Source organism: Bacteroidota bacterium (assembly GCA_013360915.1).
Lineage (GTDB): Bacteria > Bacteroidota > JABWAT01 > JABWAT01 > JABWAT01 > JABWAT01.
Window position 1 is genome coordinate 1 of sequence record JABWAT010000007.1, and the last position, 24,778, is coordinate 24,778.

General features: G+C 49.9%; 20 protein-coding genes and 1 riboswitch. Of the genes, 7 read left to right on the forward strand and 13 right to left on the reverse strand.

Annotated features, from left to right (window positions below; translation table 11 throughout):
• Nucleotides 1-189 precede the first annotated feature (189 nt).
• From HUU10_09460 to HUU10_09485, 6 genes are all read right to left on the reverse strand, one after another.
• Nucleotides 190-576 carry a VOC family protein gene (locus HUU10_09460; protein NUQ81823.1) on the reverse strand — a complete coding sequence of 129 codons (387 nt, stop codon included), beginning with the start codon at nucleotides 574-576 and terminating at the stop codon, nucleotides 190-192.
• A 159-nt stretch (nucleotides 577-735) separates the two neighbouring features.
• Nucleotides 736-1,638, reverse strand: coding sequence for a hypothetical protein (locus HUU10_09465; protein NUQ81824.1), 903 nt, complete (start codon nucleotides 1,636-1,638; stop codon nucleotides 736-738).
• Nucleotides 1,639-1,756: 118 nt separating this feature from the next.
• Nucleotides 1,757-3,490 carry a VCBS repeat-containing protein gene (locus HUU10_09470; protein NUQ81825.1) on the reverse strand — a complete coding sequence of 578 codons (1,734 nt, stop codon included), beginning with the start codon at nucleotides 3,488-3,490 and terminating at the stop codon, nucleotides 1,757-1,759.
• Between the two features lie 94 nt (nucleotides 3,491-3,584).
• Nucleotides 3,585-4,295: a response regulator transcription factor gene (locus HUU10_09475; protein ID NUQ81826.1), complete on the reverse strand. Its 711-nt coding sequence runs from the start codon at nucleotides 4,293-4,295 to the stop codon at nucleotides 3,585-3,587.
• Nucleotides 4,292-5,377 (reverse strand): histidine kinase, encoded by a 1,086-nt coding sequence (locus tag HUU10_09480; protein NUQ81827.1) that lies wholly within the window; start codon nucleotides 5,375-5,377, stop codon nucleotides 4,292-4,294. The genes HUU10_09475 and HUU10_09480 overlap by 4 nt, the downstream gene beginning before the upstream one ends.
• Nucleotides 5,378-5,499: 122 nt before the next feature.
• Nucleotides 5,500-5,694: a hypothetical protein gene (locus HUU10_09485; protein ID NUQ81828.1), complete on the reverse strand. Its 195-nt coding sequence runs from the start codon at nucleotides 5,692-5,694 to the stop codon at nucleotides 5,500-5,502.
• A 214-nt stretch (nucleotides 5,695-5,908) separates the two neighbouring features.
• Here HUU10_09485 and HUU10_09490 point away from each other — a divergent pair, with 214 nt between their 5' ends.
• Nucleotides 5,909-7,312 carry a T9SS type A sorting domain-containing protein gene (locus tag HUU10_09490; GenBank protein NUQ81829.1) on the forward strand — a complete coding sequence of 468 codons (1,404 nt, stop codon included), beginning with the start codon at nucleotides 5,909-5,911 and terminating at the stop codon, nucleotides 7,310-7,312.
• Nucleotides 7,313-7,845: 533 nt separating this feature from the next.
• Nucleotides 7,846-9,081 carry a hypothetical protein gene (locus tag HUU10_09495; protein ID NUQ81830.1) on the forward strand — a complete coding sequence of 412 codons (1,236 nt, stop codon included), beginning with the start codon at nucleotides 7,846-7,848 and terminating at the stop codon, nucleotides 9,079-9,081.
• A 54-nt stretch (nucleotides 9,082-9,135) separates the two neighbouring features.
• On the opposite strand, the gene HUU10_09500 is transcribed toward HUU10_09495, so the two are convergent.
• Nucleotides 9,136-10,758, reverse strand: a complete 1,623-nt coding sequence (locus HUU10_09500) for a cation acetate symporter (protein NUQ81831.1) — start codon at nucleotides 10,756-10,758, stop codon at nucleotides 9,136-9,138.
• Between the two features lie 3 nt (nucleotides 10,759-10,761).
• The gene (locus HUU10_09505; GenBank protein NUQ81832.1) at nucleotides 10,762-10,989 is read right to left on the reverse strand and encodes a hypothetical protein; all 228 of its coding nucleotides are present in this window, start codon (nucleotides 10,987-10,989) and stop codon (nucleotides 10,762-10,764) included.
• A 202-nt stretch (nucleotides 10,990-11,191) separates the two neighbouring features.
• Nucleotides 11,192-11,266: riboswitch (SAM riboswitch) on the forward strand.
• Nucleotides 11,267-11,299: 33 nt separating this feature from the next.
• Between HUU10_09505 and HUU10_09510 the strand changes: the two genes are divergently transcribed.
• The gene (locus HUU10_09510; GenBank protein NUQ81833.1) at nucleotides 11,300-12,025 is read left to right on the forward strand and encodes a hypothetical protein; all 726 of its coding nucleotides are present in this window, start codon (nucleotides 11,300-11,302) and stop codon (nucleotides 12,023-12,025) included.
• A 111-nt stretch (nucleotides 12,026-12,136) separates the two neighbouring features.
• On the opposite strand, the gene HUU10_09515 is transcribed toward HUU10_09510, so the two are convergent.
• The 3 genes from HUU10_09515 to HUU10_09525 form a co-directional block, all read right to left on the reverse strand.
• Complete coding sequence (locus tag HUU10_09515; GenBank protein ID NUQ81834.1) at nucleotides 12,137-14,125, reverse strand: DUF3857 domain-containing protein; 1,989 nt, start codon at nucleotides 14,123-14,125, stop codon at nucleotides 12,137-12,139.
• Nucleotides 14,122-15,621, reverse strand: coding sequence for a transglutaminase domain-containing protein (locus HUU10_09520; GenBank protein ID NUQ81835.1), 1,500 nt, complete (start codon nucleotides 15,619-15,621; stop codon nucleotides 14,122-14,124). Before HUU10_09520 ends, HUU10_09515 begins: the two co-directional genes overlap by 4 nt.
• Before the next feature lie 608 nt (nucleotides 15,622-16,229).
• On the reverse strand, nucleotides 16,230-16,748 hold the full coding sequence (locus tag HUU10_09525) for a GNAT family N-acetyltransferase (protein ID NUQ81836.1): 519 nt from the start codon (nucleotides 16,746-16,748) through the stop codon (nucleotides 16,230-16,232).
• 260 nt (nucleotides 16,749-17,008) lie between these two features.
• Here HUU10_09525 and HUU10_09530 point away from each other — a divergent pair, with 260 nt between their 5' ends.
• Complete coding sequence (locus tag HUU10_09530; GenBank protein ID NUQ81837.1) at nucleotides 17,009-18,073, forward strand: class I fructose-bisphosphate aldolase; 1,065 nt, start codon at nucleotides 17,009-17,011, stop codon at nucleotides 18,071-18,073.
• 300 nt (nucleotides 18,074-18,373) lie between these two features.
• Here HUU10_09530 and HUU10_09535 read toward each other — a convergent pair whose 3' ends face one another.
• Nucleotides 18,374-20,266 (reverse strand): BamA/TamA family outer membrane protein, encoded by a 1,893-nt coding sequence (locus HUU10_09535; GenBank protein ID NUQ81838.1) that lies wholly within the window; start codon nucleotides 20,264-20,266, stop codon nucleotides 18,374-18,376.
• Nucleotides 20,267-20,457: 191 nt separating this feature from the next.
• Between HUU10_09535 and HUU10_09540 the strand changes: the two genes are divergently transcribed.
• Nucleotides 20,458-21,003 (forward strand): hypothetical protein, encoded by a 546-nt coding sequence (locus tag HUU10_09540; GenBank protein NUQ81839.1) that lies wholly within the window; start codon nucleotides 20,458-20,460, stop codon nucleotides 21,001-21,003.
• A gap of 59 nt (nucleotides 21,004-21,062) precedes the next feature.
• Here HUU10_09540 and HUU10_09545 read toward each other — a convergent pair whose 3' ends face one another.
• Nucleotides 21,063-22,187, reverse strand: a complete 1,125-nt coding sequence (locus HUU10_09545) for an NAD(P)/FAD-dependent oxidoreductase (protein ID NUQ81840.1) — start codon at nucleotides 22,185-22,187, stop codon at nucleotides 21,063-21,065.
• Between the two features lie 84 nt (nucleotides 22,188-22,271).
• On the opposite strand from HUU10_09545, the gene HUU10_09550 reads away from it, so the two are divergent.
• Together HUU10_09550 and hemA are read left to right on the forward strand one after the other, a co-directional pair.
• The gene (locus HUU10_09550; protein NUQ81841.1) at nucleotides 22,272-23,432 is read left to right on the forward strand and encodes a hypothetical protein; all 1,161 of its coding nucleotides are present in this window, start codon (nucleotides 22,272-22,274) and stop codon (nucleotides 23,430-23,432) included.
• 63 nt (nucleotides 23,433-23,495) lie between these two features.
• Nucleotides 23,496-24,740 (forward strand): glutamyl-tRNA reductase, encoded by a 1,245-nt coding sequence (gene hemA, locus HUU10_09555; GenBank protein NUQ81842.1) that lies wholly within the window; start codon nucleotides 23,496-23,498, stop codon nucleotides 24,738-24,740.
• Nucleotides 24,741-24,778: the final 38 nt, after the last annotated feature.

The window sequence follows — 24,778 nt, forward strand, 5'->3', positions numbered from 1 at the left end:
TCGAAAGCACCGTACGTACAAGTTTTTTCTACCGGACCCTTCGAGAACCTCAGGGTCCGGGTTTTTCCGGTGGCTGAGGTTCTCGAAGCCACCGGAACAGAAGGCACTGGAACAGAAGGCATTTCCTTCCGGACCCTTCGAGAACCTCAGGGTCCGGTTTATGCAAGACCCTCAGGGTCCGGGTTTTTTTCACGCCCGGGAATGCAGTCCGATGGTGTTGCCTTCGGTATCCTGGACGATGGAACAGAAGCCATGCTCACCCAGCGACATTTTGGGCTGAAGAACCTCGCCGCCGGCTGCTTTCACCCGCCCTTCTTCAACGGCACAGTCATCGCAGGTGAAATAAACCATTGTGCCGCCGGTTCCTGGTTTCATCGAGTCCATTTTCACCAGCGCACCACTGATGTTTTCTTTTCCTTCAGCCCAGGGAAAACTGACCATCTGACCGAATTCTTCGGGCATCTGCATATCGATCAGTGAAACCTTGAGAACCGATTCGTAAAATGCTTTTGCGCGGTTCATATCATCCACGTAGATTTCCACCCAGGTGAACGGATTTTTTGCTGGTGCAGCCATGACGGATCCTTTCTTTTATTGTTTGCGGTTAACTCTCTTGACTGTTACTATTTTTCAGGACGGTCGTTTTTATCCAATATCTGATCCAATTATCAGATCGTCGTTATCATGGTTAATTTTAATGTCTGTTCTGTGAGAAAGTCTTGGGTTCAAGACAATTTATTTGAGCATTTCCTTCAGGGTTTTTTCAATTCTCGGGGCATGACTGGATCCCATGCTGATAAAAACCCGCTCTCCCCGGTTGACCAACTCAATAATGGACCGGCACATGTGACTGTCTCTGAACAGATTGGTTGCTCCGAACATGTCATTGAGCGGACCTTTCGGCCATCCATTCTGCGGATGTTGGTACGTTCTCCAGTTTTCCCCCTCCGGATTCACCTTGTTCCAGATACTATCCAGTTGAGACAGTGAGGTGAGTGATCCTTTAATAGCAGGATGAGTGGTTCTTTCTGCAATGAAATTGCTCATGATCTGGTCCTGTTCCTCTTTGGTCAGATCGGCATGCCGGTTCAGATACGGACGCAGGCAAAAAAATGCAGCGACCAGAGCGGCATCATACTCACCCAGAAGAAATTCAACCTCTGCCTCGCGACCCGGTTCCCACGAATACAATTCAATTCCATCCGATCTGGCCATTTTGGCTGTGAATCCGCCTTCACCCAATTCTTCCACGGGATCCTGCATCCAGGAAAATAAAAACCCCAAACGCCCTTCAACCATTGCAATGGTGGGTCGGAATTCCTTCCACTGCTTCTGCATCTGTTGAAATTGATTGTCATCCGGATCGTTGGTGTGTTCGGCACCGAATACGAGGACGGCCCCTTTGTTTTTTTCCACCACGTACAGGTAAGGTCTTGTGTGCGTATTGATCAGACCACTTGATGTGTATTCATCCAGTGACATGATGGGTGGCTGCAGGGTGAGAGGATCCGGATGATACCGCTTGGGCGAGGTCCAGATGACATTGCACTGAACAGATGAGAAAAAAACCAACGGAATAAAGAGGATTTTCAAAAACCAGTTGATAGCCTGTGCGCCACGTCCCCGTCTGTTTCCCATCCTTCTTCCCTCTTCTTTCAATCGGCTTTATTTCCTGAATATAGGCAGGAACTGCATGTCAGAAAAAAACCAGACACCCTTCATCGCAAAATCGCACAGGTCTTATTCAGGACTTTCGTCATTTAACCAGGGTAATCCGCCGGGCATCGAAACGGGATCCGGAAGACAGGCGTATCAGATAATGTCCTGAACTGAAGGAGCCTGCAACCAGGGTCCAGGAATGTAGACCGGGTTTTGATACGGGAATCTGTTCGGAAAGGACCAGACGACCGGCCATGTCGAACACAGCCACCAACAGGGCGTTTCCCGGCATGAATTGATTCACGGTAAATTCCATGGTGGCTTCCGGGTTAAAGGGATTCGGGTAGATATGGTTAATCCGGAAAGATTTTTCGGGTTGATCAACCGGAATGGAGAGTGGCGTGGAGGATTCCGTCACGTTCAGAAGCTGATCGGCCTGCACCTGAATCAATGTCTGTCTGATTCCCGATGGCCAGAAAATTACCAGTGAGTCAATAACCGTGGCATCCCCAAGTCCGGCATGAATGCGCAAGGTTTGTCCCGAGTACCCCGACTGTCCGGCCAGACGCCGTGTCTGATGGAGGGGTTTTCCGTTGGTTTGCGAATACAGGTGAACGATGGCTCCGATTCCCGAGCGGTTGCTCTGTATCCCTGTCAGGTTCAACTGAATCCAGTGATTCGGGTTTCCGTTATTCAGGTACAACCGGTTATTCTCGGTTTTATCGAAACAACCGGCCATAGCGACATCGAGATCGCCATCCAGATCATAATCGGCAAAGGCGGCGCCATAGACCCATCCTGAATCGGCAGGGAGTCCGGTTTCTGAGCGGGTGAAGTTACCAAGACCATCATTCAGGTAGAGATAGTTGACCAGCCGGGATCCGTTGGCAGAAAAGGCATTGGTGATGAGCAGATCGAGGTCGCCGTCATTATCCACATCGCCGGGTGCGGTTCCGAAGGAATTGGCCGGGTCGGTGGTCCAGGGTGCGGTTGCCATTTTGGTCCAGCCGAGGTTTCCATCGTTGATCAGCAGGTGATTCCGTTCGCTGTTGTAATTGGCCAGAATCAGATCGAAGTCGCCATCATTATCCACATCCTCAATGGATCCGCTTGCGGTATTTCCCTTCAGACTGGTCAGGGAAGCCGGGGCTGAGGAGGTGAATCCGGCAGGTCCGTTCAGAAAGAGATTTTCGGGCTGATTGTTTTCGTTGGTGACAATCAGATCCTGCCAGCCATCTCCGTTCAGGTCGGCAAAGTCGGCATACCGGGAAGGCAATCGCGGGTTGATCACGCCGGTGGTGGATTGTTTCACCAGACCGCCGGTTCCATCATTCAGGTAGAATAAATTCCGCAGGGAGCCGGCGCTGATCGTCACGTACAGATCCAGCCATCCATCGCGGTTCACATCGCCGAAGGTGCCTGTTTCGGCATAGGAGAGATCGGTCATGGCAGGGGAGTCATCCATCTGAATAAAGCGTTTACCCTGATCGTTCAGGTAAAGAAAATTTTTCACTCCATACCAGGTGGATACGAACAGATCGGGATATCCGTCGTTGTTGATGTCGCCCACCGTTGCGCCATCCGACGGTGAACCATCCTTGCAGATGACGAGTGAATCCAGAAACGTAAACGTTCCGTCTCCGTTGTTCAGATAGAAGAAGTTGTTTTCTCCGCCTTCCTTACCGTTGGAGATGAACAGATCCAGATCCTGATCCTGATCAAAGTCGAACCAGTTTACCGACCGGGAATCGCCGCCCATGGTGGTGACCGGTGAATCGGTGATGGGAGTGAATAAGGGAGTTTGCAGGAGCAGTAACATAAAAATAATCATGAGAAGCCTCCGTTTTTTACCAAAGATGTTGGCAGGACGGGCAGGTCTGAGGAGGGGGCGGGATGAATGGGTGGGTTCCGGTGACGACCCGTGGTTAATCGGGGATGCCGGGCAGTCCGGTCAGGGCAGACCGGTAGGTGCGGCCGGTGGGGATTTTCTTTCCGGTGGAAAGGGTCAGGATGAATTCACCGTTGGGAAGGGGTTCGATTTCTTTCAGGGCATCCTTCCGGATGATGAAGCTTTTATGGACACGCACGTACTCGGTGGCTGGCAGCGCCTCTTCCATGGCGGTCAGGGTGGATCGCTGGCTCAGAATATCGCCTGTGGTGCCAATTTTCACATCGTTATGGTCGGATTGAATCCACAGCAACTCCTTCAGCGGGATGAGGCGGATTTTTCCGCCCGATTTCACCGGATACACATCGCGGTCAGCCGGGGAGGCAGTTGGCCGGATTTTCTTAAGTGCTTTCAGCACCACAGCAATCAGACGGTTCCGGTCGAAGGGTTTCAGCAGGTAACCCACTGCATTCACATCGAACGCATCGATGGCATAAGAATCAAAGGCCGTGGTAAAGATGATGGCCGGCGATGGATCGGGCAGTGCACGTGCCAGTTCCATTCCGGAAAGTCCGGGCAGTTGGATATCCAGGAAAATGAGATCAGGAGTGTGCGTGGTGAGCCAGGTCAGAGCCGTTCCGGCCTCTGCGAACTGTCCGTCGATCCGGATTCCCGGGAAATCTTTCAGAAGAAAGGCCAGTTTTTCGGCGGCAAGGGGTTCATCCTCAATGATCACGGCCGAAATCATGGGTGGTTTCCTTCGGGAAGCGGCAGGGTCAATTCAATGAGGAATTGACTATCCAACCGCTGACTGTTCAGTTGAGCTGTGCCCGGGTACAGCAGGTTCAGCCGTTCCCTGATGAGTGACAATCCGGTTCCGCCACTGCTTTCGGTGAATTTGGGCGGCAGGGAATTGGTCATCCGGATTATCAGACGGGTTCCTTCCCGTTGGATGGTCAGTGCAACCCGGGTGGGTTCCGGATTCCGTTCCACGGCATGTTTGATGGCATTTTCGAACAGGGGCTGAAGGATAAAGGGAGGACAGGGAAGCGACAGACAATCGGGATCGGTATCGGTTGCAACCGACAGTCTGGATCCGAACCGGATTTGCTGAATGGTCAGATACTTTTCTGAAAGGGCCAGCTCGTCGCTCAGGGGAATGAAGGGTGATTCTGCCATCCGTGCGCTGGCTCTGAGCAGATCGCTGAGGGTGGTGATCATGGAATCGGCTGCAGAAGGATCTTTGTACACCAGCATGGAGAGTCCCTGCAGAGCATTGAAAATAAAGTGTGGCTGAAATTGGATGGAAAGGGTCTGCAACCGCGAGTCGGCCAGGTTTCTTTCGAGTTTCAGTGCCCGTTCACGGTCTTCCGATGCCATCCGCCAGGCAGTTTCGGTGAGCCGGGTGCCGGCCAGCAGAAGAAACACCAGGTAGCTATCCAGCACGTACGCCATGATCTGGAAGAAGGAAGCCGAGGTGATATCGGTGTAAAATTCACCCGTCGTACCGGTGACCACTGCAGACAGGAAGGACGCCACCGGCCGATGAAGGACAGCCAGAATCGCTCCGCCCGCTGCGAGGTGCAGGACCGGTCTGATAGTCAGCCCATACCGGTTGATCCGGTTTCTGACGAGGGCAAAAATCAACGGAATCAGTGCCAGCCAGAGTCCGTACGATGGGAACCGGGTCAGGATTTGTTTTTCCCACTGAAAGGAAATATCGGTACCCAGATAATAGACCCATGAACTGGTCACCGACATCAGGAAAAGCAGAAGCACCCCGGCTGCATAGATCAGCCAGCTTCTGGTCAGAGGGAACAGGAAAGACATCCGGTCATTCATGATGTAATGTTATCACATTGCCGGTAAAAAATCCCGTTTTCGTGCTGAACCGTTTAAAAAACGGGATGAAGGGGGTTGGGGGAAAGGAGACAGAATTCGGAATTCGGAATTCAGAATTCAGAATTCAGAAGCCAGAAACCAGAACCCAGTAGCCAGTAGCCAGCAGCCAGCAGCCAGACGCCAGCAGCCAGCAGCCAGCAGCCAGACGCCAGCAGCCAGCAGCCAGACGCCAGCAGCCAGCGTCCGCAACTCTTATCACACCCGATAAAGGTGATATCAACCTGATAAAATCTGGATTTTATCAAAATAACAAAGCACCTGACAGAAACGGACAGTGAAACCGGTTTTACCTCTTGTCATCAAATGTCGGCATTGTGTTTGTACTGTCAGCAAACGCTGGTAACGGCGATTCGGTTGAATCGGTTACCCCCGGACCCTCTGACTGACTGTCTGATCGGCAGCCAGCGGATTCCCCGCCAACTTAAAATCGCAATCCACTTCAAATAATAAGGACTGATGATGATCAAATTGACAGGGATCGGTATGTGCATGGTGTTTCTGGCCGGGTCAGCCATGGCTCAGGTGGATGCACAAGCCACTCAGGAAACCAAAAACCTCTATGCCAACCTGAAGAAGGTTGCTTTCAATGGCAAGAATATCCTTTTCGGACAGGAATTCTTTAACAGCTATTCATGGTCTGGAGGCAATCATGAAAATGAAGATGTCTCCGATGTGAAAACAGTGGCAGGAGTCCATCCGGCGGTGCTGGGTCAGGATTTTCACTATTATCTGTACAAATCAGCCGATGAGCGCCGCAAACACAAAGAAGCAGCCATCAAGGCAAAGGCGTTGGGTTGTGTGGTGACGTTTGATTTTCACATCTACAGCAAGTACCACAATTCGTCTGAATATGCCGATGCAGACCGGTATCTCATGTACAACATCGGTGAAGGGAACAATGCTTACGGGGAAGTCACCTGGCTGAATCAGCAGCTTGATCAGGTGCTGACGGTTCTGAATACGGATCTGAAAATTCCTGTGGTGGTTCGTCTCTTTCACGAAATGAACGGCAACTGGTTCTGGTGGGGCACAAAGGCCTTCGGAGGGGCAGCCTCCTATAAAAAACTGTACCAGTATGCAGTGAATTATCTGAAAGCCCGGACCAATTACGCCCTTTTTGCATGGTCACCCAACTATCCGTTTGATACCAGTTACTATCCCGGAAATTCCTATGTGGATGTGATTGGTCTGGATATGTACGATCAGGGCACGGGTTCCGGACCATCGTTTGATGTGATGGTAAGTCAGTTAACAGCCGTCAGTGACTATGCGTACAGCAACGGAAAAATTCCGGTTTTTGCAGAAACCGGTAACCGCATCAACTCGCCGGATTCCTGGCCGTGGTGGTGGTATAACGTGAATGAAAAGATTCAGGCTTCCAACCGGGCTTGGAAAGTGGCCTGGATGCTCACGTGGATCAATCAACCATGGGGAAATCCGCCTTACACTGCACACGCTGGCAGTTCCGCTCAGGCGAAGACTGCTTTTAACGACTTTAAGAACATGCCATCCACCTTGTTTCAGGCAGAGGCTTTGGCCTTAAAGCTCTATGCCACTCCGACCGCAAAGACGGAAGCAGAGGAAGAAGGGCCTTCACCATCCGGATTTATATTGCTGGGCAGCTATCCGAATCCGTTTAATCCGTCCACACACATCCGGTACCAGTTGCCGGCAAGGATGGCTGTACAGGTTCAGGTGTTCGATGTCACCGGACGGCTCATCGCCGATCTGGTGAATGGTGAGCAGGAAGCAGGGCCTCAGGAGGTATCGTTCAACGCATCCGGTCTGACCAGCGGGGTGTATTTCTATACCATCCGTGCCGGCGGACAGATGAAAACGGGTAAATTCACGTTGATGAAATAGGGACTGTTAGATTATCTGGTTTCTGAGTGCCGGATCCGGTGGTTGAGGCTCTCAGAAACCAATGAATTTTTCCCCCGACCCCGTCACGGTCGGAAAAAAAATGCCTTCCAGGTTCCTGTATTCTGCTTAACCCCGGGTTGCCCCTCCCCGATAAAGTCGGGGAAATGCCCGACCCGGTCCCCGAGTGATTCGACCAAGGGAGTCTTGCTGAAAGTCCGGCGAAGACGGATATCGAGGGGCCCTGTATACATGCCTCCACTCTTCCCGATTTCCGGCTGGGCCGGTCTTCCAGCATTTCACTTCGCTCGTCACCCGATGTCAGGGTTTTTTACAGACAAAGAGATTAGAATATCACTAAAGCGTTTAAAGAAACCCCCTGATGCTCTATTTTTAGCGGATTCCCGGCCAACAGGTCATTCTGGTTGCACTTTTCAAATGGTTCAAATCCAGATTGATTGAGAGTTTGTGAATACGAGCCGGATTGTGGTTCAATGAATCGGATCCGGTTTCACCTTGTTAACTGGAGAGTAGTCATGAAGTATGTCTTTTTAATGGTTATCGTGGTTGTCAGTCAACTGGCGTTTGCCCAGCAGGAACAACCCACTTTTGGTATTTCCTTTTCTGGATTTGTGAAAACCGACGTTTTCTATGATTCCAGACAAACGGTCAGTCTGAGGGAAGGTCATCTGCTTTTATTCCCCCAACCCGAAAATGCGGATAAAAACGGTTCGGATATCAATGCGAAGGCCAGTGTGAATATGCTTTCCATTCAAACAAGACTGTTGGGAAAAATAACCGGTCCTGATGCCTTTGGTGCAAAAACCTCCGGCATCATCGAAGGGGAGTTTTTTGGTCACAGTGAGTCTGATGTGAATGGCTTCCGGCTGCGTCATTCCTATGTGAAACTGGATTGGACGGCTTCATCGCTGCTGGTGGGTCAGACCTGGCATCCGATGTTCGTGGCCGAGATGTATCCGGGAACGGTTTCCTTTAACACCGGTGCTCCTTTTCAGCCGTTTTCCCGCAATCCGCAGGTACGATTTTCCTATAAACTGGACTCATTTAAATGGATTGCAGCCGCGATGGCACAGCGTGATTTCACGAGTGATGGTCCGGCCGGACTTTCAGGCACCTATCTGCGGAATGCCGTGGTGCCCAATCTTCACCTGCAGATACAATATGCTTCCGGGGATGTACTGCTGGGTGCCGGTGTGGATTATAAGCAGTTGAAACCACGTCTGTATACATCGAAAACCTCCTCTTCACCCAAACATGCCACCAACGAAACAGTGAAGGGATTGGCGGGAATCGGGTATGCGAAATGGAAAATGGATCCGGTTGTGGTGAAAACCGAGGTGGTGGTGGGCAGTGACCTTTCCGATCATCTGATGATCGGCGGCTATGCGGTTCAATCGGTCGATACCACCACGGGAAAGGAAACCTACACACCGCTGTCGGTTCTGTCGGCCTGGACCGATGTTTCAACGGGTACGGACCTCGAATGGGGTCTTTTTGCCGGATACACAAGGAACATGGGAGCCGAATCCAACATCAAAGGCGTGTATTATGGCCGTGGTTCCACCATTGCTCAGGCTTTCAGAGTATCTCCGCGGGTGGTCTGGAATTCGGGAAAAACCCGGTTGGCTGGTGAAGTGGAATACACGCGGGCCGATTACGGTACGCCGGCGAACGATAAAAATGGCGAGGTCGAAAACAGCAAGGCCGTCTCCAATATGCGTCTTTTGCTGGCGGTTTATTACTTTTTCTGAGTTGATCTGGTAACATTCCGCCGGATTATTTTCCGGCGGATGTTCCTAAAAACGCTAATCCTCGTGGTGCTGATGGGCAATGGAAAGGTACTCGCTGACCTTGTGCCCGGTATCCGTTGTGAATTTGCTGGTAATGTAAAGAACCAGGAAGGAGGCGGTTACCCCAAAAACACCCGGTCCCCCTGCCGTGGGTAATCCAAGAAAGGTGGGAACTTCATTCAGCAGAAGAATGATAAAAATGGTTGATACAACCAATCCGGTAAAGATGCTTGCGATAACCGCTTGTCTGGTAACATCCTTCCACCACAAAGTAGCAAGCATCGCCGGAAAAATGGCCGAGGCGGCAATACTGAAGGCAAGCATGACCAGCCAGGCAATGTTCTGATCCCGAAGGTAAATGGCCAAAACAATGGCAACGGTCGCCATAACGAGTGTGGTGACCTTTGCAATATTCATTTCCTGTTTTTCATTGGCTTGCGGATTGATGTAGTGTTTATAGATGTCATGGCTGATGGCTGAGGACACGGTAATCATCAACCCGGCTGCAGTGGATAAAATGGCTGCCACGGCACCTGCAGCACCGATGGCCATCAACCATTCCCCACCAATCATTTCACTGATTTCGAGCACTGCCATGTTCTTTGCAAGACCCACTCCGGTGGGTCCCTGTGAAATCCATTCCACTAATTGCGGATAGACCGCCGGGAAAAGCAGAAAACCAAGGAAAATGGCGAGCAGGTAAAAGATACCAAGAGCAACGATACACAAGGTCACACTTTTCTTGGCCGCTTTGGCGCTTTTAACGGTAAAAAACATCACGAGAATGTGAGGCAGCCCCGCGGTACCAAATACCAGAGCAATGATTGTGCTGATCATGGCAAGTGTACTGCCGGTTTTCACACCAATATCAATGGCACTCTTCGATTCAGGCATGATCTGCCTGGCAGTCTGAATGGCTTGATCGGCTGGCAAACCAGTAATAGCAGAGACTACTTCAGGGTTTTTTCCGGCAAAAATGGGGGGAACTACTTCGGAAGCTGTATTGAAAATGTAGTCGAAAGAGCCGTTTCCGACCACAAAAAAGGCAACAACCGTGATGATCACCATGGTAACCCAAAGGAAGACAGCCTGGACGACCTGATTATAAAGCGTACTTTTCATGCCTCCGAACACGATATAGGCAGACATGAGAATCCCAAGAGCCACAGTGACGTAGACAAAATCCCAGCCCAGCAGAATGTAAAAAATCACACCGGCACCAATCATCTGCGGAACCAGATAGAAAGTGGAAATGACAAGCGTACTGGTGGTGACTGCCAATTTCACCTTGTCATCGGGAAACCGGCGGTGAAGGGCCCCGGCAACCGTGTAGGATCCCACATTTCTGAGTGGGCCGGCTATCAGTAGCAACAAGGCCATATACCCACCGAAAAATCCAACCGACAGCCAGATGGAATCCATGCCGAACACACCGATATCACCGGCACACCCCAGAAAACTGGCGGCAGACAGGTAACTACCCACCATGGCAATTCCAACCTGAATCCAGGGAATTCCCCTGCCTGCCACATAAAAATCGGTGGTGGTGGAGGTTCGCTTACTTGACCACCAGGTTATGACGATGCTGAGTAAGACAAAGAAGACAATAAAGACAACGGTTAAAAGATGATTTTCCATGACTCACAGCGCCTTCTTAAACCAGATGAAAATGACGATCCAGGATACCGGGAACACTCCGAGAGAAGTGATCAGGCCCAGTGGGATGGAGCCGATCCGGATTTCTGAAACTGAATGAAGCATGGGTGTTTGAAGGGCAGCCGCCCCGACATAGTAAAGAAAAAACAGGGCGAAGAGTCCAAAATTGATCTTCGTATCCCGTTTGATCTTTTCGGTGATGATTGGATCCATTTGCATAGGTCATCCTTTCTTTAATCAGGTAAAATGAGGGCAGAAAAAGGTTCCCTGCTCAGCGACTTACTGGCTTCACTTATTCAGCAGTTTAGATTAATTATATATAATAACATCTTAATATATTTAATAAAATTTCACTGCGCAACTGATTCTACCTGCTTCCCTGCCTGAAGTTGACCTGAATCCTGATTTCTAATACATTTACAATCGTGGTGATTTAAGGACACTTGCAGCCACGGTAAACAACTCGCTAAACGTCTGCGCCCGTCCTTTGTCCTTCACCATATAAACAACTCTGGAGGACACAATGAAGTTCAACTATACCCCTCAATCCGACGATCCGGCTGCTGTTGAAAAACTAAGGCTCTTTTATGAATGCAGCACGGATGAGCAATTAGTCAAGATGTATAATCGTGTGATCCGGGATTGCGTGCTGACCGGAACCTATAGTCCCCGGGAATGCTATGTCATTGCAACCATTATGCAAAGCCGGTTCAGCAAGGTTCCGATCCGTGTGGAAGGGAATGAATACCATCTTGTTGAATATGCCTGGATGGAGAACGGGAATCTGACATGGTTAGCCGGTTATTCTTCCTGTCGAATGAATCAGGACACGGCCATTCAGGTGTATTATCTGGCTGAAACAAGCTGGCAGATATCAACGGTCTTTGTCATGCCCGAATCGCCATCGACATATCTGAGAATGATCGGAATTATACCCGCAAACGAAAGAGATTATAACAGATTCACAATGAAAACCGCCATTTACCAATCGTATGACCTGGAAAATGAATTCATGCCCTTTTGGGTCAGTTTCGCCGATAAGATTGAATCGCTGCAGGAGAAGTGGAAAAAATACCAGAGGATCAATGAAGCGCCCTATTTCGTAAAAATCACGAAAAAGGGGGATGGATACTGGCGGGTCGAGCCATCGGTGGAAGTATTGTTCCGCCGGTTTATCACCAAACAATTGGTGATCCCTCAACCCGACATTCTGGTTCCGCAACTTTACAGGAATTGGTTTGAAGGGTGAGGGGAAAACACAGAAAACAGGAGACAGAATTCAGAAGTCAGAAGTGAGAATACAAAACACAAAATGCGGAATTCTGAATTCTGAAGACGGATAATCAGGTTCTTCGCTACTTCACTTTTTATCTGTTTTGGTGAATATAATTTCTGATGTAGAGGTAGTGACGGCCTTTTCCAGAAACTCCTGCAAGGCTTTATACTGGGTTATGTCCAGAAATTCTGATGGGATGTTCAGGGTATTTTCTATAACAATCCGGTTTGGTGATGGAGTGGATACATATTGATGAAACGTGATTTTATCAGGACCGGGTATGACCACAGAAGCGGGCTGGGTGGAAACGTGAAAACCATCGGGAATTTCCACCTGTGTGGTGGTTGAAAGGGTGAAAGGAACGTTGAAATACAAGTGACCATATCTGATGGGAGAAAACAGTTTATCGCGTAGGGAACTTAATTCAAGTGATTTCAATCTGATAATATGCTGGTCTCCGACTATCTCTGGTTTTTCTTTCCATGTACCTGTTGCATTCCATAGGATAACAGGCCGGCCGAGGGGCTGAGAATTAACAACGAGATCGTCCTGAACATAATGAGAAAGCAAGGGGGATTCAGAGAGTACTTTGCTGATTTCTCCGGAGGTCCTCCTGAAATGCTCGTGGCGGAATTCCTCTGCGAAATAACCGGTCAGAGACAGGGTTGTAGAATCCCGGATGGTTGCGGGTCCGACGCTGATAAACCTGTTTTCGGATATGGAACTCAGAACCTTGGGTTGCGGAGGTGCAATTTTCTCGAGGTCGGAGTACTCTTCTCGAAGGATCAACACAGGGTTTTTTACCAAATAAGTCGGCAACTGATACACGGATGGTGCCGCTGCATCGAAATCATAATATCTCACGGTGCTGTCAATGGTTACCTTAACACCCATCCGGTTAAACCAGGAGAGGGTTGGTGCAGATTCCTCAATGGTTCCCTGATTCTGATTCCGCATTAAAAAACATTCTGACTTTACCTCCCATTCCTTCAGGACTTTGTGAAACAAAAACGCCAGATCAGAGGCATCACCAGTCATTCTTTCGAAGAGGTAATCAATTTTGAGGGGATATATTCCGGGATCGGGCAGCAGGCTGAATTTATTCCGGATGGCCGCATAAAGGGAATCAATGAGCCGGATATCCATTCCTTCGGGTCTTCTCCTGAATCCGAGGCTTTGAATTTGTGACTGGCTGACATCATCATAATCGATATAGTCTTCGAAAAAATTATTTCCTGCATGATTCCATGTCAGGTTATCGGTACGATCAATCTTGGTCAGCTTGAAAATGGTCATGATTTCCTGATCCAGTCGGGGTGGATCAAATGATTCGGAATGGATACCATTGAGGTTTCTGACACTCCAGAAATAGGTTTTGCCAGAACCAATATTCTCGCTGACCTGGCTGATGGCCGGATGACCGATTTTCTCGGGGGGAAAGGAATAAAATCTGGGTAAATCACGATTTCTCATGGTCACATACAAATTCGAATAGAGCACCGGATAAGTATCACTGAACACGAAAAATCCACCAATCAGTTTTGCAAACGGGTCGGTTTCGACGACTTCGATCTGTATAATATCGTTCACTTTCAGATCTGGAATCCGGTAGGTGATTTTCCAGGTTACATCGTTGCTTTTTGTAAAGCCCTCTTTAAACCTACGGATATCTGTTTCATTCAGCACATAAATGGTGCTGTCTGGCTTAAGAACCCGGACTCTGATCTGGTAAACGTTTTCGGGTCCGATTTCCATATAATCTGAAAAGCGGTCTGAGAACGTACCAAGGTCCTGTACTCCCTTTTCAGTCAGCACCTTTATTATTTTGATTGTGGTTCTGACAGCGCTTAAACCCGCAATGCTATTCCCATATCGGTCATGATCAATAACGGCAAGGTCGGTTTTATAACTTTGTTCCTTGAGGATAATGATTGCATCATCATATTTGAACCGTGCGCTGTTGATAGCAGTCGTACTCTGCAGGGAGGGAAGTTCCCTGAGAAATTGCTGGGCGACTGCCTGGTTTTCAGGAAAAAAGAAGAATATCAGGATGGTAAAAACAATGGTTTTCATTTGTTGTCCTTCAGATAGTGCAGACTTGAAAAGATGGAATTGATTTCCTGAAGTTTTTTTGTCGCTTGTTCTTTTTGATTGTTCGAGATCCATGGACCGGGATCAATTTCCAATAACCCTGTTTTAATTGGTGATTCCGACAGTCCGCTTATTTCAACTTCGACCCGATTATAAGAAGGGTAAAAGAAGAAATTATTCCGGGTGCTTCCATCTGTATCAGAAGGAAGGAGCCGATTAAATAACCGGCTTAAGGTGGTGACCCTTTCGTTGGCAAGGGTCCTGATGGCGTTAGGGGTTTTTCCTTTGAATTCCAGCGTGAACGTGTTTTTATCCGTATACCATTTTAAATCACTTACCATCATTTCGCTGTGAATATGTTCCTTTATCCAACGGGCAAAGTATTGATTCAAATCACCCGTGTTATGGAAGAGACTCCAGTAGGCAGGCAGGATGGTGAATTCACCGCCGAAAATAACCGAGTAATTACCTTCCGCCCCGGTGCTTCCAGGATGGATGGTGGCATGAATGGTAAGGATATTTTTACCTGATTCATGAATAGATTGAAGCCGGGAACCTCCGTTTTGCAGGACCAGCGTTGTCTGTCCGATCAGATCATCACCGGGCAGACCCGGAATTGATATCCGGTTGGTGCCATCATACCAGTAAACACCGGTTGAATCTTCGTACATGGCAATCATGTGATTAAACTGACTGACGGGAATTTCATTGGAATGTTCAAATCCCCTTCCCCGATAGACCAATGCCAGTTTTACCGGTATGTCAATTGCCTGCGCCAACTGATAAAAGAGGAAAGAATAATCCTTGCAGTCCCCATATTTCCGTTTCAGGATGTCACTCACCGAGTTCGGGATAAATTCTCCCTGTCTGAGGTAGACCTGTTCATAACGTATTTCACGCTGGCAATAATTGAAAAGGGCATTCAGACGGGATAGCGTATCTGAAAGTCCAGTTGTGAGTGATTCAGCAAGACCCTTTAATTCATCCTTCTGCGGATTTTTTGAGGCGATCAAATTCAGATACCAATCACCAAAGGATTTCCAGTCATCCTTTTTAAAGAAAGGAGAAACCAGAATCGCTGGTGATGGATTGATTTTCGAGAAGAACGGATCCCCTTTTGGCTTTGACATTCTGTCCAGATGATACTTGGTCGTTCGGATTCCATCCTGATGTTCATCTGTCACCGTGAATTCGGCATTTCTGGTAATGACCAGCGGATTAATTTCGGGAGTGCTGTTGATTTGAAAGGTCAGGTTCTGACTGTTTTCGGGACAGGAACTGAAATCGATGTAAAAACCCAATTGGGGCAACTGGACTTCATGCTGGTAGATGACCTCGATGAGGTCGCCTGGTTCGATTCCCTTTTCAAATACCGGCAAAAGAAACGATGATTCTGAAATCTGACTGGCCCCTGAGGTACTTCCCTTGTAAAGATCAGATTTGCTGATGGATTCCACTTCCTTTGACCGGCGGATCACACGGCACCGGTAATCGGATAGTTTGTTTATGCCGGAATCAAACACTGGTAAATATCGAAAAGCATCCCGGGGGTTTTGGCCAACGGTCAGGACAAAATGCGTTTTATCTGTGATTGGCTGTTCTTTCTGTACGGATACCGTTCTGTTGAAAAAGAGGAAAACCTGCTCCCGGGTGTTTGGTTTGATTGCTTGAATATCATCATCGGTCAGAAATGACAGGTTTGAACAACCACTCAGAAGCAAAACAACAGCCAGTGCGGGTAGAAGCTTACCCTTAACCAGTCTTTTTCCGTGGATTGCATGTCCTGAAGGGCCGGATTTCAGGTGGTTAATAATCAGCATGCAGAGGACCTTTGATGAGAAATCGGAATCATTGTCCATATAAAGATACAAATATCGGGTTAAATATTAAAATTAGCTTATTATTAGAGTTCGGGTTGCGGTGCAGGCAGTGGGTTCTGCCTGTGTCCCACCTTTGTGGAACCAGAGCAGGGTGGGGGAAAATAAAGGAGACAGGAGACAGGAGTCAGAATACAGAATTCTGAATTCTGAATACCCAATACTAAATACTCAATACTAAATACGAATGGTGGTTACCCCATATTGACTCAGGGAAGCAGGGTAGCGGTGTCGGGCAGGATGCCGGGGTTCTGAGAGGCCAGCGCCGTGATGGCATCGCCTTCGAGCCGGTAGGTCAGCCATTCAGACATGTGACGGGCGCCGATGGATTCATAAAAATCGATGGATGGGGTGTTCCAGTCGAGCACCTGCCAGACCACCCGACCGCAACCGAGTTTCCGGGCGATTCGGGCGAGGACAATGAGCAAACCCTTTCCGATGCCGAGTTTCCTGAAGGGAGGATCGACATATAAATCTTCCAGATACAGTCCTTTCCGGCCCTGCCAGGTCGAGTAATTGTAGAAATACAGGGCAAATCCGACCGGAACTCCATTCCAGTCTGCCATGATGGTGTGGATGACAGGATGGTCAGAAAAGGCATCACGAAGAATATCTGACTCGGTCACCACGGCTGCATCGGGATCCTTTTCATACAAAGCAAGGTCTTTTATCAGGCGAACGATGTGAGGGGCATCGGCCGGAACCGCCTTCCGGATGGTCAGGGACATGGGGCTTCCTTTATTACAATGATTGTCAAAGGTACGGTTTTCCGGCGAATCTGTCAGAGCACGTTTTGAGTGGATTCGGCCGGAAAATCGGCCAAAACCGGAGAAAAATGACCCAAAAACTGTCATTTTAATAGTCGTTTAATTAAAAACCGGACCGGAATGTCGTACCGGTTTCTCTTTTTTTCTATCTTTACCAGCTGTTTTTGAACCCGGGCCACTCCGGCTGACGGGATGCGACTTTAACCACTCAGGAGACTTACATGAAAACCAACGTTGCAGAGATTCTTGGCAAAGAAGCCGATGGACTCTTAAACCATAAATGTACCACGATCCCGAAAGAGCAGATTCATCTGCCGGGTAAGGACTTCGTTGACCGGGTATTTATTCCGACCGACCGTCCGATCAATGTACTGAAGAACCTGAACTACCTGTTTAACACTGGCCGTCTGGCTGGTACCGGTTACCTGTCAATCCTGCCGGTTGATCAGGGTATTGAGCACTCTGGTGGTGCTTCCTTCGCAAAAAATCCTGCTTATTTCGATCCGGAAAACATTGTAAAACTGGCCATTGAAGGCGGATGTAACGGCGTTGCTTCCACTTTGGGCGTTCTGGGTGCTGTTGCCCGCAAGTATGCTCACAAAATTCCCTTCATTCTGAAAATCAACCACAATGAACTGCTGACGTATCCGAATCTGGCCGATCAGACCCTGTTCGCCACCGTTGATCAGGCTTTTGACATGGGTTGTGCTGCCATCGGAGCCACCATTTACTTTGGTTCCACCGACAGCCGCCGCCAGATCATCGAAGTTTCCGAAGCCTTCCAGCGCGCTCATGAACTCGGCATGGGTACCATTCTGTGGTGCTACACCCGTAATGATGAGTTCAAGAAGGATAAAGATTATCACGTTTCCGCCGACCTTACCGGACAGGCGAACCATCTGGGTGTGACCATCGAGGCCGATATCATCAAACAAAAACTGCCAGAAAACAATGGTGGATATCAGGCCCTGAACATGGGTAATTCCTCCTATGGTAAGTTTGACAAGCGGATTTACACCGAGCTGGCCACCGATCATCCGATCGACCTGACCCGCTACCAGGTGGCTAACTGTTACATGGGCCGTGCAGGTCTGATCAACTCGGGTGGTGCTTCGGGCAGCAATGACCTGTTTGAAGCGGTTAAGACAGCCGTGATCAACAAACGTGCCGGTGGAATGGGCCTCATTTCCGGACGGAAGGCCTTCCAGCGTCCGATGAAAGAAGGCGCTGCTCTTCTGAACGCCATTCAGGATGTGTACCTCGATAAAAAGGTTACCATTGCCTGATTGGTGAGCTTACCAATTGGAAAAAGGGGTCTTCGGACCCCTTTTTTGTTTACAGTACGCAGTTGCTTCTGATTAACCCAATCCCGTTTGGGACCGGACTGATATGGTAAAAAATGGCCTTTCTTCCCGTTTACCTCCGGATTTCCCCTCTTTTTTCCTTCATGGATGGTTCAAGGTTGGATTTCAGCCTATTTCTGATTCAACAGCTTTGATTTCAGGAAGGGTGTTTTGTCTGTATTGGACTGGTACCAATAAAAAAGGGGCCCGTAAGCCCCTTTTCATCAGTCAGAAACGATCCGATCAGAACGGTTGAGCAAAGCGGAGCATGAACTGAACCGGTTCGCCGCCCTTGTCGGTGCGCCAGTTCACGGTGGCACGGAAGTGGCCTGAATCAGAGCCAAATCCGATTCCAAGTGCGGACCGGAGATTTTGCTTGTCAAATTCGAAGCCAGTCCAGGCATCATCCCCAACCGGGACAGCATTGATAACTCCCACATCTGCCATGAGGATCAGGTTCAGATCTTCAAGCGGGCCAAACAATTCATCCTGCAGATCTTCGCTGGAGATCATGTTTTCCACGTTGAGCAGAAGCATCCGGTTTCCGCCAAACTCATTGATGCGGTAGCCAGGCAGACTTCCGGGTCCGCCGATGTCGTATAATTTCTGAATAGGTGCATTTCCTTCCACCGATCCGGCACGGAACCGGATGGCGAAACGGTCAAAATCGGAAAGGGAGAAGTATCCGCGGGCTTCTGCATCGTGACGGGTGTATTCAAAGTCACCTTTGTAGGCACCGCCAGCCACTTCGGAACGGGTCATGAGGTAATATCCCGTCCGGTCGCCCGAGTCAAAATTGTTCACCTTATCCACTTCGCCTGAAATCACCAGGGCGCGGGTTTCACCTTCCTGAATGGCCGGATTGAGGCGGAACCGTTTGTCGCCGCCAAACAAAGACCAGTTCACTTCATTTTGCAGCGACCGGTCCCGATATCCTTCATAAGCAACCGAGATTCGTGCATCAGGGGTGAAATACTGGCTCAGATGAACCGACCATCCGCGGGTCTGGTACCAATCGAGAAAATCTTCCCGGCCGAAAAAGGCCATGATGGAGTTTTCGTGCTGAGTGAGTTTCCAGTCATCTTTTGCAGCGGTGTAGCCAAAGAATTTACCACCAATTTCGGTGCGGTATTCATCATTGAACCAGCGGTCAAGGCCGACGGCGTACTGGACATCCCGGTTCCCGAATCCGTATCCGAAGAAACCATGTGTGTTGAATTTCTTATCCTGTGCCCAGTAATATTCCTTTGTTTTTTCGATCCCGAGGTAAAAGCCGTCTGTGCGGTTATAGGCGACCTGACCAGTTACCTCACCTGCTTCCGGTTCAATGGCCCGGCTGTTATTCCAGCGCAATTCCCAGTTCTTTCCGTCAGAACCCAGATCGGCATCACCGTTTTTCCATTTTCTCGGATGGGTGATGGGAGGAACGGGCGGTACAGGAGGAACCGGGGGTACCGGACCGATTCCGGTGTGATTTTCCATGCTGACAGCGCCATCACCAGCTATCTCGCTGACGGTTCCAGTGACCTTTGATCCTTCCTCACGAATGACTTTTCCGCTGATAGCGATGACATTTCCATCCACGGTCGATCCGTTTTTCAGATGAACATCGCCATTGATTGCCATGGCATCTCCGTTGATCTGACCGAAAACAGTGAGATCACCATTGATGACTTCAACCTTGCCATCGATGGATTCACCGGCCTGAATAACGGAGTCGTTGTTCCAGCGGGTTACCTGTTCATCCCGGTCTGATTCGTTCACCACCACCACCTTCCGGCGGATTTTGCTTTTCTTTAACTCTGATTCAATGGCTTTGAGTTCAGCCTCAATTGCCTTTAACTCGGCTTCTTTTTCGGAAGAGGGGTCTTCGAGAGTCAGGTCGGCCAGACGGGCTCTCAATTCATCGGCCCGCTCCTGCAAAGCTACACTGGATTCATCCACCGATTCAGTTTCTTCTTCTGCTTCGGCCAGTGCCTCCAGTTTAGATGCGAGACGATCGAGTTGTGCTTCGAGTTGCCGGGTGAGTTTATCGAGCTTTTTTTCCAGACGGTCGGCTTCTGTATCCTGTGCCTGAACAGGCAAGGCAATCAGAACGGCTGTGGCTACAGCAAGGGTGGTCAGCAAGGTTTTCATAACGGTTTTCTCCTGATGTCTGGCTGGTTTTACGACCGGATCGGGTAAAGGTTACACACCAATTTATGGAAGGGCTTATGACAGGCGTGCAACATGGGTTCTCTGGTTATTAAATCCTGCTTAATAATTAAGGAACCATTTTTATTTGTGACCACAAAATACCACATTATCCTTTTACTGCGGGAGGTGCTATGCTTGCATTCCTGATACTGGCATGGTCCGTTTTTCCCGGAATCGGATCTGATTCCACTACCACACCTGCCTCATTTCAGCTGTCAGGCGGATTCGGGGTTTGTGAACGGGTTGCACATGACTCCGGCTCACCAACCGGATTTTCATTCAGTCTGACGCTAAAAAGAGTCAATCCGCGGTCGGCTGATCAATTCAGGTTTTTGTACCATGAGGAATTCATTCTTCTGACTGATCCGGTAGAAAGATATGTTGATTTCAGCTACCTGTATCATCTGTTGTATCCCTACAGGTTCGGGCATCTGTCGGCTGGTGCCGGAATTGGTTTTGTTTCCGGAACCCTCCGGACCAATACCAGGCTACCTCACCCTTCCGGATTCGGGAGCACATATGAGTCAAAAAGTTTGTCATCCATCGGACTGGCAGGAGGTGCTGAATTCACCTTCTTTTTCAATGAACGGATGGGAATCGGATTGCTACTGAATACATTCTGGTGTGAACAGGCGTTGATCAACAGTGGTCTGGTTACAATCATCATCGGCCTGTAAATACCGAATAGCCTGAAACAGGGGTGATGATTCTGACGGAAGGGAAACGGATTGTGTTATCAGAATGGCTGGCCGTGGGTTAACCGGATTAATCCGGAAGCCAGTCCCGGAATCATCCTGCCTGCGGTGATCAGCGGACCCGTGCGCCGGGAGTCGCCGAAAAGCGACTGAACCAGACGACCGGTGGCAAGACGGGTGCCAAAGGTTGATTTCCACTGTTTCCGGTAACTGTTCTCCAATTGTTCGCGGGTGGATTTTCCATCGAGGAACGAACAGATCAGCGGAACGGCCAGCGTGGAGGACCTCAATGCCATGCTCATGCCGTTTCCGGTCAGGGGTGGAATCAGGCCCGCTGAATCGCCTGCCAGCAGAATGTGGGATTCAATCACCGGTCGTGGTTCAAAGTTTACCTGAGAAATGGCCTTGGGCGTGTCATATAAAGAGGGAAATGATTCAAAATAGTTTTTCAGTATGGGATTCTGATACAAGACGGTGGTTTCCAGCTGTCTGATCTGTCCACCGGCTTCCAGCAGACGGTCGCCTCTGACCAGATAGCAGAGTGTCGTCCGGCCTTCATTCACCCGTGAAATTCCACAGTAACCACCCGGAAAGTTATGGAGCTTAATCCGGTCTTCGGGGAAGGTGGAGGCGACATGGTACTTGATGCCCACCCAATCATTCAGACGCGGATCGGGGCGGTTGAAAAAGGACCGGTTCAATTGGCGGTCCAGGTTGCTGCGTTTTCCCCAGGTTCCCAGAACCACCCGGGTTTGCAGACAATCGTTCCCTGCGCGGATGGAGAAGTCTTTGCCATTCCAGGTTACCTCATCGACGCGGGTTCCGTCACGAACGGTAACCCGTGCCTCAGTGGCCATTCCGGCCAGCAGATGATCGAGTGTGTAACGGCTGATTCCGAATCCTCCCGGATGAAGGGGAACGGATAGCTGGTGTCCTTTGTGATCGGTAAGCCGGAAGTGTTGAATCCGCGGTAATTGCATGGATGAGAGGGGAACGCCCAGTCGTTCAAGAAAGGGCCAGGATTCCATGGAAAGGTATTCGCCGCATACCTTGTGAAACGGATACCGGTTTGATTCGAACAGGCAGACCTGTTTTCCTTGTCTGCCCAGCAGGATGGCTGCCGATAGCCCTGCCAATCCCCCGCCAATGATCACCACATCTGTCATATCGGGGAACATGCACAACAGGCGACGGAAATCCAAATGCGGCCGGTTTGTTTCTGATTCACAGAAACCGGTTCTTTGCCGGCCATGCAAACCTTACTTTCAGATCAGGCCCTTCGCCGGCGGGTCGCCTCCTGGTTCCGCCATGAGCCTGTTTCCTTTTTTGTGGTAACCACTCCCGGCCTGGAGTCGTTCACCTCCAATGAAATCAGTCAATGGATCCCCGATGCCGCCATTCATCAGGAAAAAGGGGGTCTGACGGTTACCGGCCCGCTGGCAATGATGATTCCATTAAACGAACGGTTGCTTACCGCCTCGCGGGTTTTATTACGGATTGATGAGTGTATCGCCCAATCCTATCCGGAGTTTTTTCAGAAAGTGAAACGGATTCACTGGGAAGTTTATCTGGGAAAATCCGGCCGGTTTACCACCGATATCACCGCAAAAAAATCCCGCCTGCACCACACCGGGAATATTGAAAAAAGTCTGCGGGATGGCATCGGTTCCTACTATTCGCAATGGCTTCCATCCGATGACAGCCAACCGGTTTTACCCGCTGTTTTCCTCAGACTTATGGAAGACCGGTGCACCTTCAGTCTGGATACGAGTGGGGAGTTGCTCTATCAGCGGGGATACCGTCTGGCATCCGGCTTAGCGCCCATCCGGGAAACCCTGGCCGTTTCCATGCTGATGGAAGCCGGCGCCACCCGCTTTCCGGCCATTGTGGATCCGTTCTGCGGAACAGGGACTTTTCTTCTTGAAGCCCGGCGGTTACTGGTTCCGGTGCCAGCCTCGCGCTGGAGATCGTTTCCCTTCACGGGGTTTCCGTTCTATCATGAACCCACGCATCGTCATCACCGTAGTCTGCCGGCGGAAAAGCCAGCCATTTTTCCTGTACTGGCCGGATCGGACCGTCAGCCGGAAGCCATCCGGAAAGCAAAGGACAACGACCGGTTGCAGGGACTTGAACCGGTCATTGAATGGTCACAAACCGACTGTCATGATCTGAAAAACAAATGGGGTCCTGATGGTCTGCTGATAATGAATCCGCCCTGGGGCATGCGGGTAGCCAGCACGGGTGGGTCGGTGGATGACTGGCTGGCCATTTTCAGGGAACGATTTGCAGGGTGGGAAGTCCGCATGGTCTTACCAGCCGACTTTCCGGTACCAGCCGGACTGACAATCCGGTTCCGGTCGGTTTCAGGGGGCCGGCCTGTGATGGTGGCTGGTGGTCGTCTGACCACCTGAAAACTGCTTTTTACCTGCAGGTGACATTTACAACACAGACAATGTTCGATTTTTGTAACCGTTATGAGTAAAACCCTCCAGCAACTGGGCTGTCTGAGCCTGACTTACAAATCTGCCGGCCTGGATGAACTGAATCGCTGGACGGTGTCGCCCGACTTTCAACCGGCTCAGCTCAGGCAGGTGCTTTCCCATGCCGGACTGAGTGAATTGCTGGTCATTTCGACCTGTAACCGCCTGGAGTTTTACTATTTCTCATCCGACAAGGCCCCTCTGCCCACCGATCTGTTAACCAGTTGGAAGCACGTCTCTGATTTTGATCCGACATTATGGTCGGCCTGGCAGGGTACCGATGCCTTGCATCATTTGCTTTCCGTGGCCTCTTCGGTGGATTCCATGGTGGTTGGTGAGACCCAGATTCTTAAACAGATTAAAGACTCGCTGGCTGTGGCGACTCAGGCCGGAACGGCCGGGAAATATCTCCATCTGCTGATCCGGTCGGTAATTGAAGCGGCCAAACGGATTTACACCGAAACGCGGATTGCTGAAAATCCGGTATCGGTTTCTTCAATGACTTACCGGTTTATTCTGGATCATGCCGATGCGTCCCTTCCATTGGTTCTGATCGGGGCCGGCGATGTGATCAGGACCATGGCTCCCTATTTTTCGAAAATGGGACGTTACCGGTTTTGTTTTGTGAACCGCAGTGTGGAAAAGGCACAGTCGCTTGCAGATCAGTATGGAGGCCGGGCTCTCTCACTCGACGACTTTCTTGCAGAACCGCCCGATTTTTCTGCTCTGGTTTCTGCCACCAGCGCCGATCACACCCTGATTCATTCCGACTGGATTGACCGGCTGAATGCCCGGCATGGTGAGAGGTCACGTCTGCTGGTCGATCTGGCCAATCCGCGGGATGTTGATCCCGGGGTGACGGCACAGACCTCCATCCGGTTAATCAATCTGGAAACAGTTGAGCGTCTGGCAGAGGCCAATAACCGGTCCAGAATTGATGAGATACCAGTGGTAAACCGTATACTTGGTGAAGAATCGGACCGGATCACTGCCCTGTTTGCCGATCGTGACATGGATGAACTTCTGCGGTTTTTTCCGGAAGATGTTTCGGGAATCCGTGACCGGGCGGTTAATAAACTGCTGAAAACCCGATTGAATCACCTTAGTGAAGAGGATCAGGCCACCATCCGGGAGTTCGCCGGTTATCTTTCTGATAAAATCGTACAGGTTCCCTATCTTCGGGCGAAACAACGGGCGACCAGCGAACCAGTCCGGACCGATGATCAGCCGGCAGGCTGAACTCCGCCAGTCCGCCTGATAATAATAACACACCCACA

Bases quoted from the DNA above. Each gene is read 5' to 3' on its own strand.
- HUU10_09510 (NUQ81833.1), top strand. From the start codon at position 11,300: ATGAAGTTCAACTATACCCCTCAATCCGACGATCCGGCTGCTGTTGAA.
- HUU10_09470 (NUQ81825.1), bottom strand. From the start codon at position 3,490: ATGATTATTTTTATGTTACTGCTCCTGCAAACTCCCTTATTCACTCCC.
- HUU10_09475 (NUQ81826.1), bottom strand. From the start codon at position 4,295: ATGATTTCGGCCGTGATCATTGAGGATGAACCCCTTGCCGCCGAAAAA.
- HUU10_09495 (NUQ81830.1), top strand. From the start codon at position 7,846: ATGAAGTATGTCTTTTTAATGGTTATCGTGGTTGTCAGTCAACTGGCG.
- HUU10_09490 (NUQ81829.1), top strand. From the start codon at position 5,909: ATGATCAAATTGACAGGGATCGGTATGTGCATGGTGTTTCTGGCCGGG.
- HUU10_09530 (NUQ81837.1), top strand. From the start codon at position 17,009: ATGAAAACCAACGTTGCAGAGATTCTTGGCAAAGAAGCCGATGGACTC.
- hemA (NUQ81842.1), top strand. From the start codon at position 23,496: ATGAGTAAAACCCTCCAGCAACTGGGCTGTCTGAGCCTGACTTACAAA.
- HUU10_09525 (NUQ81836.1), bottom strand. From the start codon at position 16,748: ATGTCCCTGACCATCCGGAAGGCGGTTCCGGCCGATGCCCCTCACATC.
- HUU10_09540 (NUQ81839.1), top strand. From the start codon at position 20,458: ATGCTTGCATTCCTGATACTGGCATGGTCCGTTTTTCCCGGAATCGGA.
- HUU10_09465 (NUQ81824.1), bottom strand. From the start codon at position 1,638: ATGGGAAACAGACGGGGACGTGGCGCACAGGCTATCAACTGGTTTTTG.
- HUU10_09535 (NUQ81838.1), bottom strand. From the start codon at position 20,266: ATGAAAACCTTGCTGACCACCCTTGCTGTAGCCACAGCCGTTCTGATT.
- HUU10_09480 (NUQ81827.1), bottom strand. From the start codon at position 5,377: ATGTCTTTCCTGTTCCCTCTGACCAGAAGCTGGCTGATCTATGCAGCC.
- HUU10_09545 (NUQ81840.1), bottom strand. From the start codon at position 22,187: ATGACAGATGTGGTGATCATTGGCGGGGGATTGGCAGGGCTATCGGCA.
- HUU10_09550 (NUQ81841.1), top strand. From the start codon at position 22,272: ATGCAAACCTTACTTTCAGATCAGGCCCTTCGCCGGCGGGTCGCCTCC.
- HUU10_09460 (NUQ81823.1), bottom strand. From the start codon at position 576: ATGGCTGCACCAGCAAAAAATCCGTTCACCTGGGTGGAAATCTACGTG.
- HUU10_09505 (NUQ81832.1), bottom strand. From the start codon at position 10,989: ATGGATCCAATCATCACCGAAAAGATCAAACGGGATACGAAGATCAAT.
- HUU10_09515 (NUQ81834.1), bottom strand. From the start codon at position 14,125: ATGAAAACCATTGTTTTTACCATCCTGATATTCTTCTTTTTTCCTGAA.
- HUU10_09500 (NUQ81831.1), bottom strand. From the start codon at position 10,758: ATGGAAAATCATCTTTTAACCGTTGTCTTTATTGTCTTCTTTGTCTTA.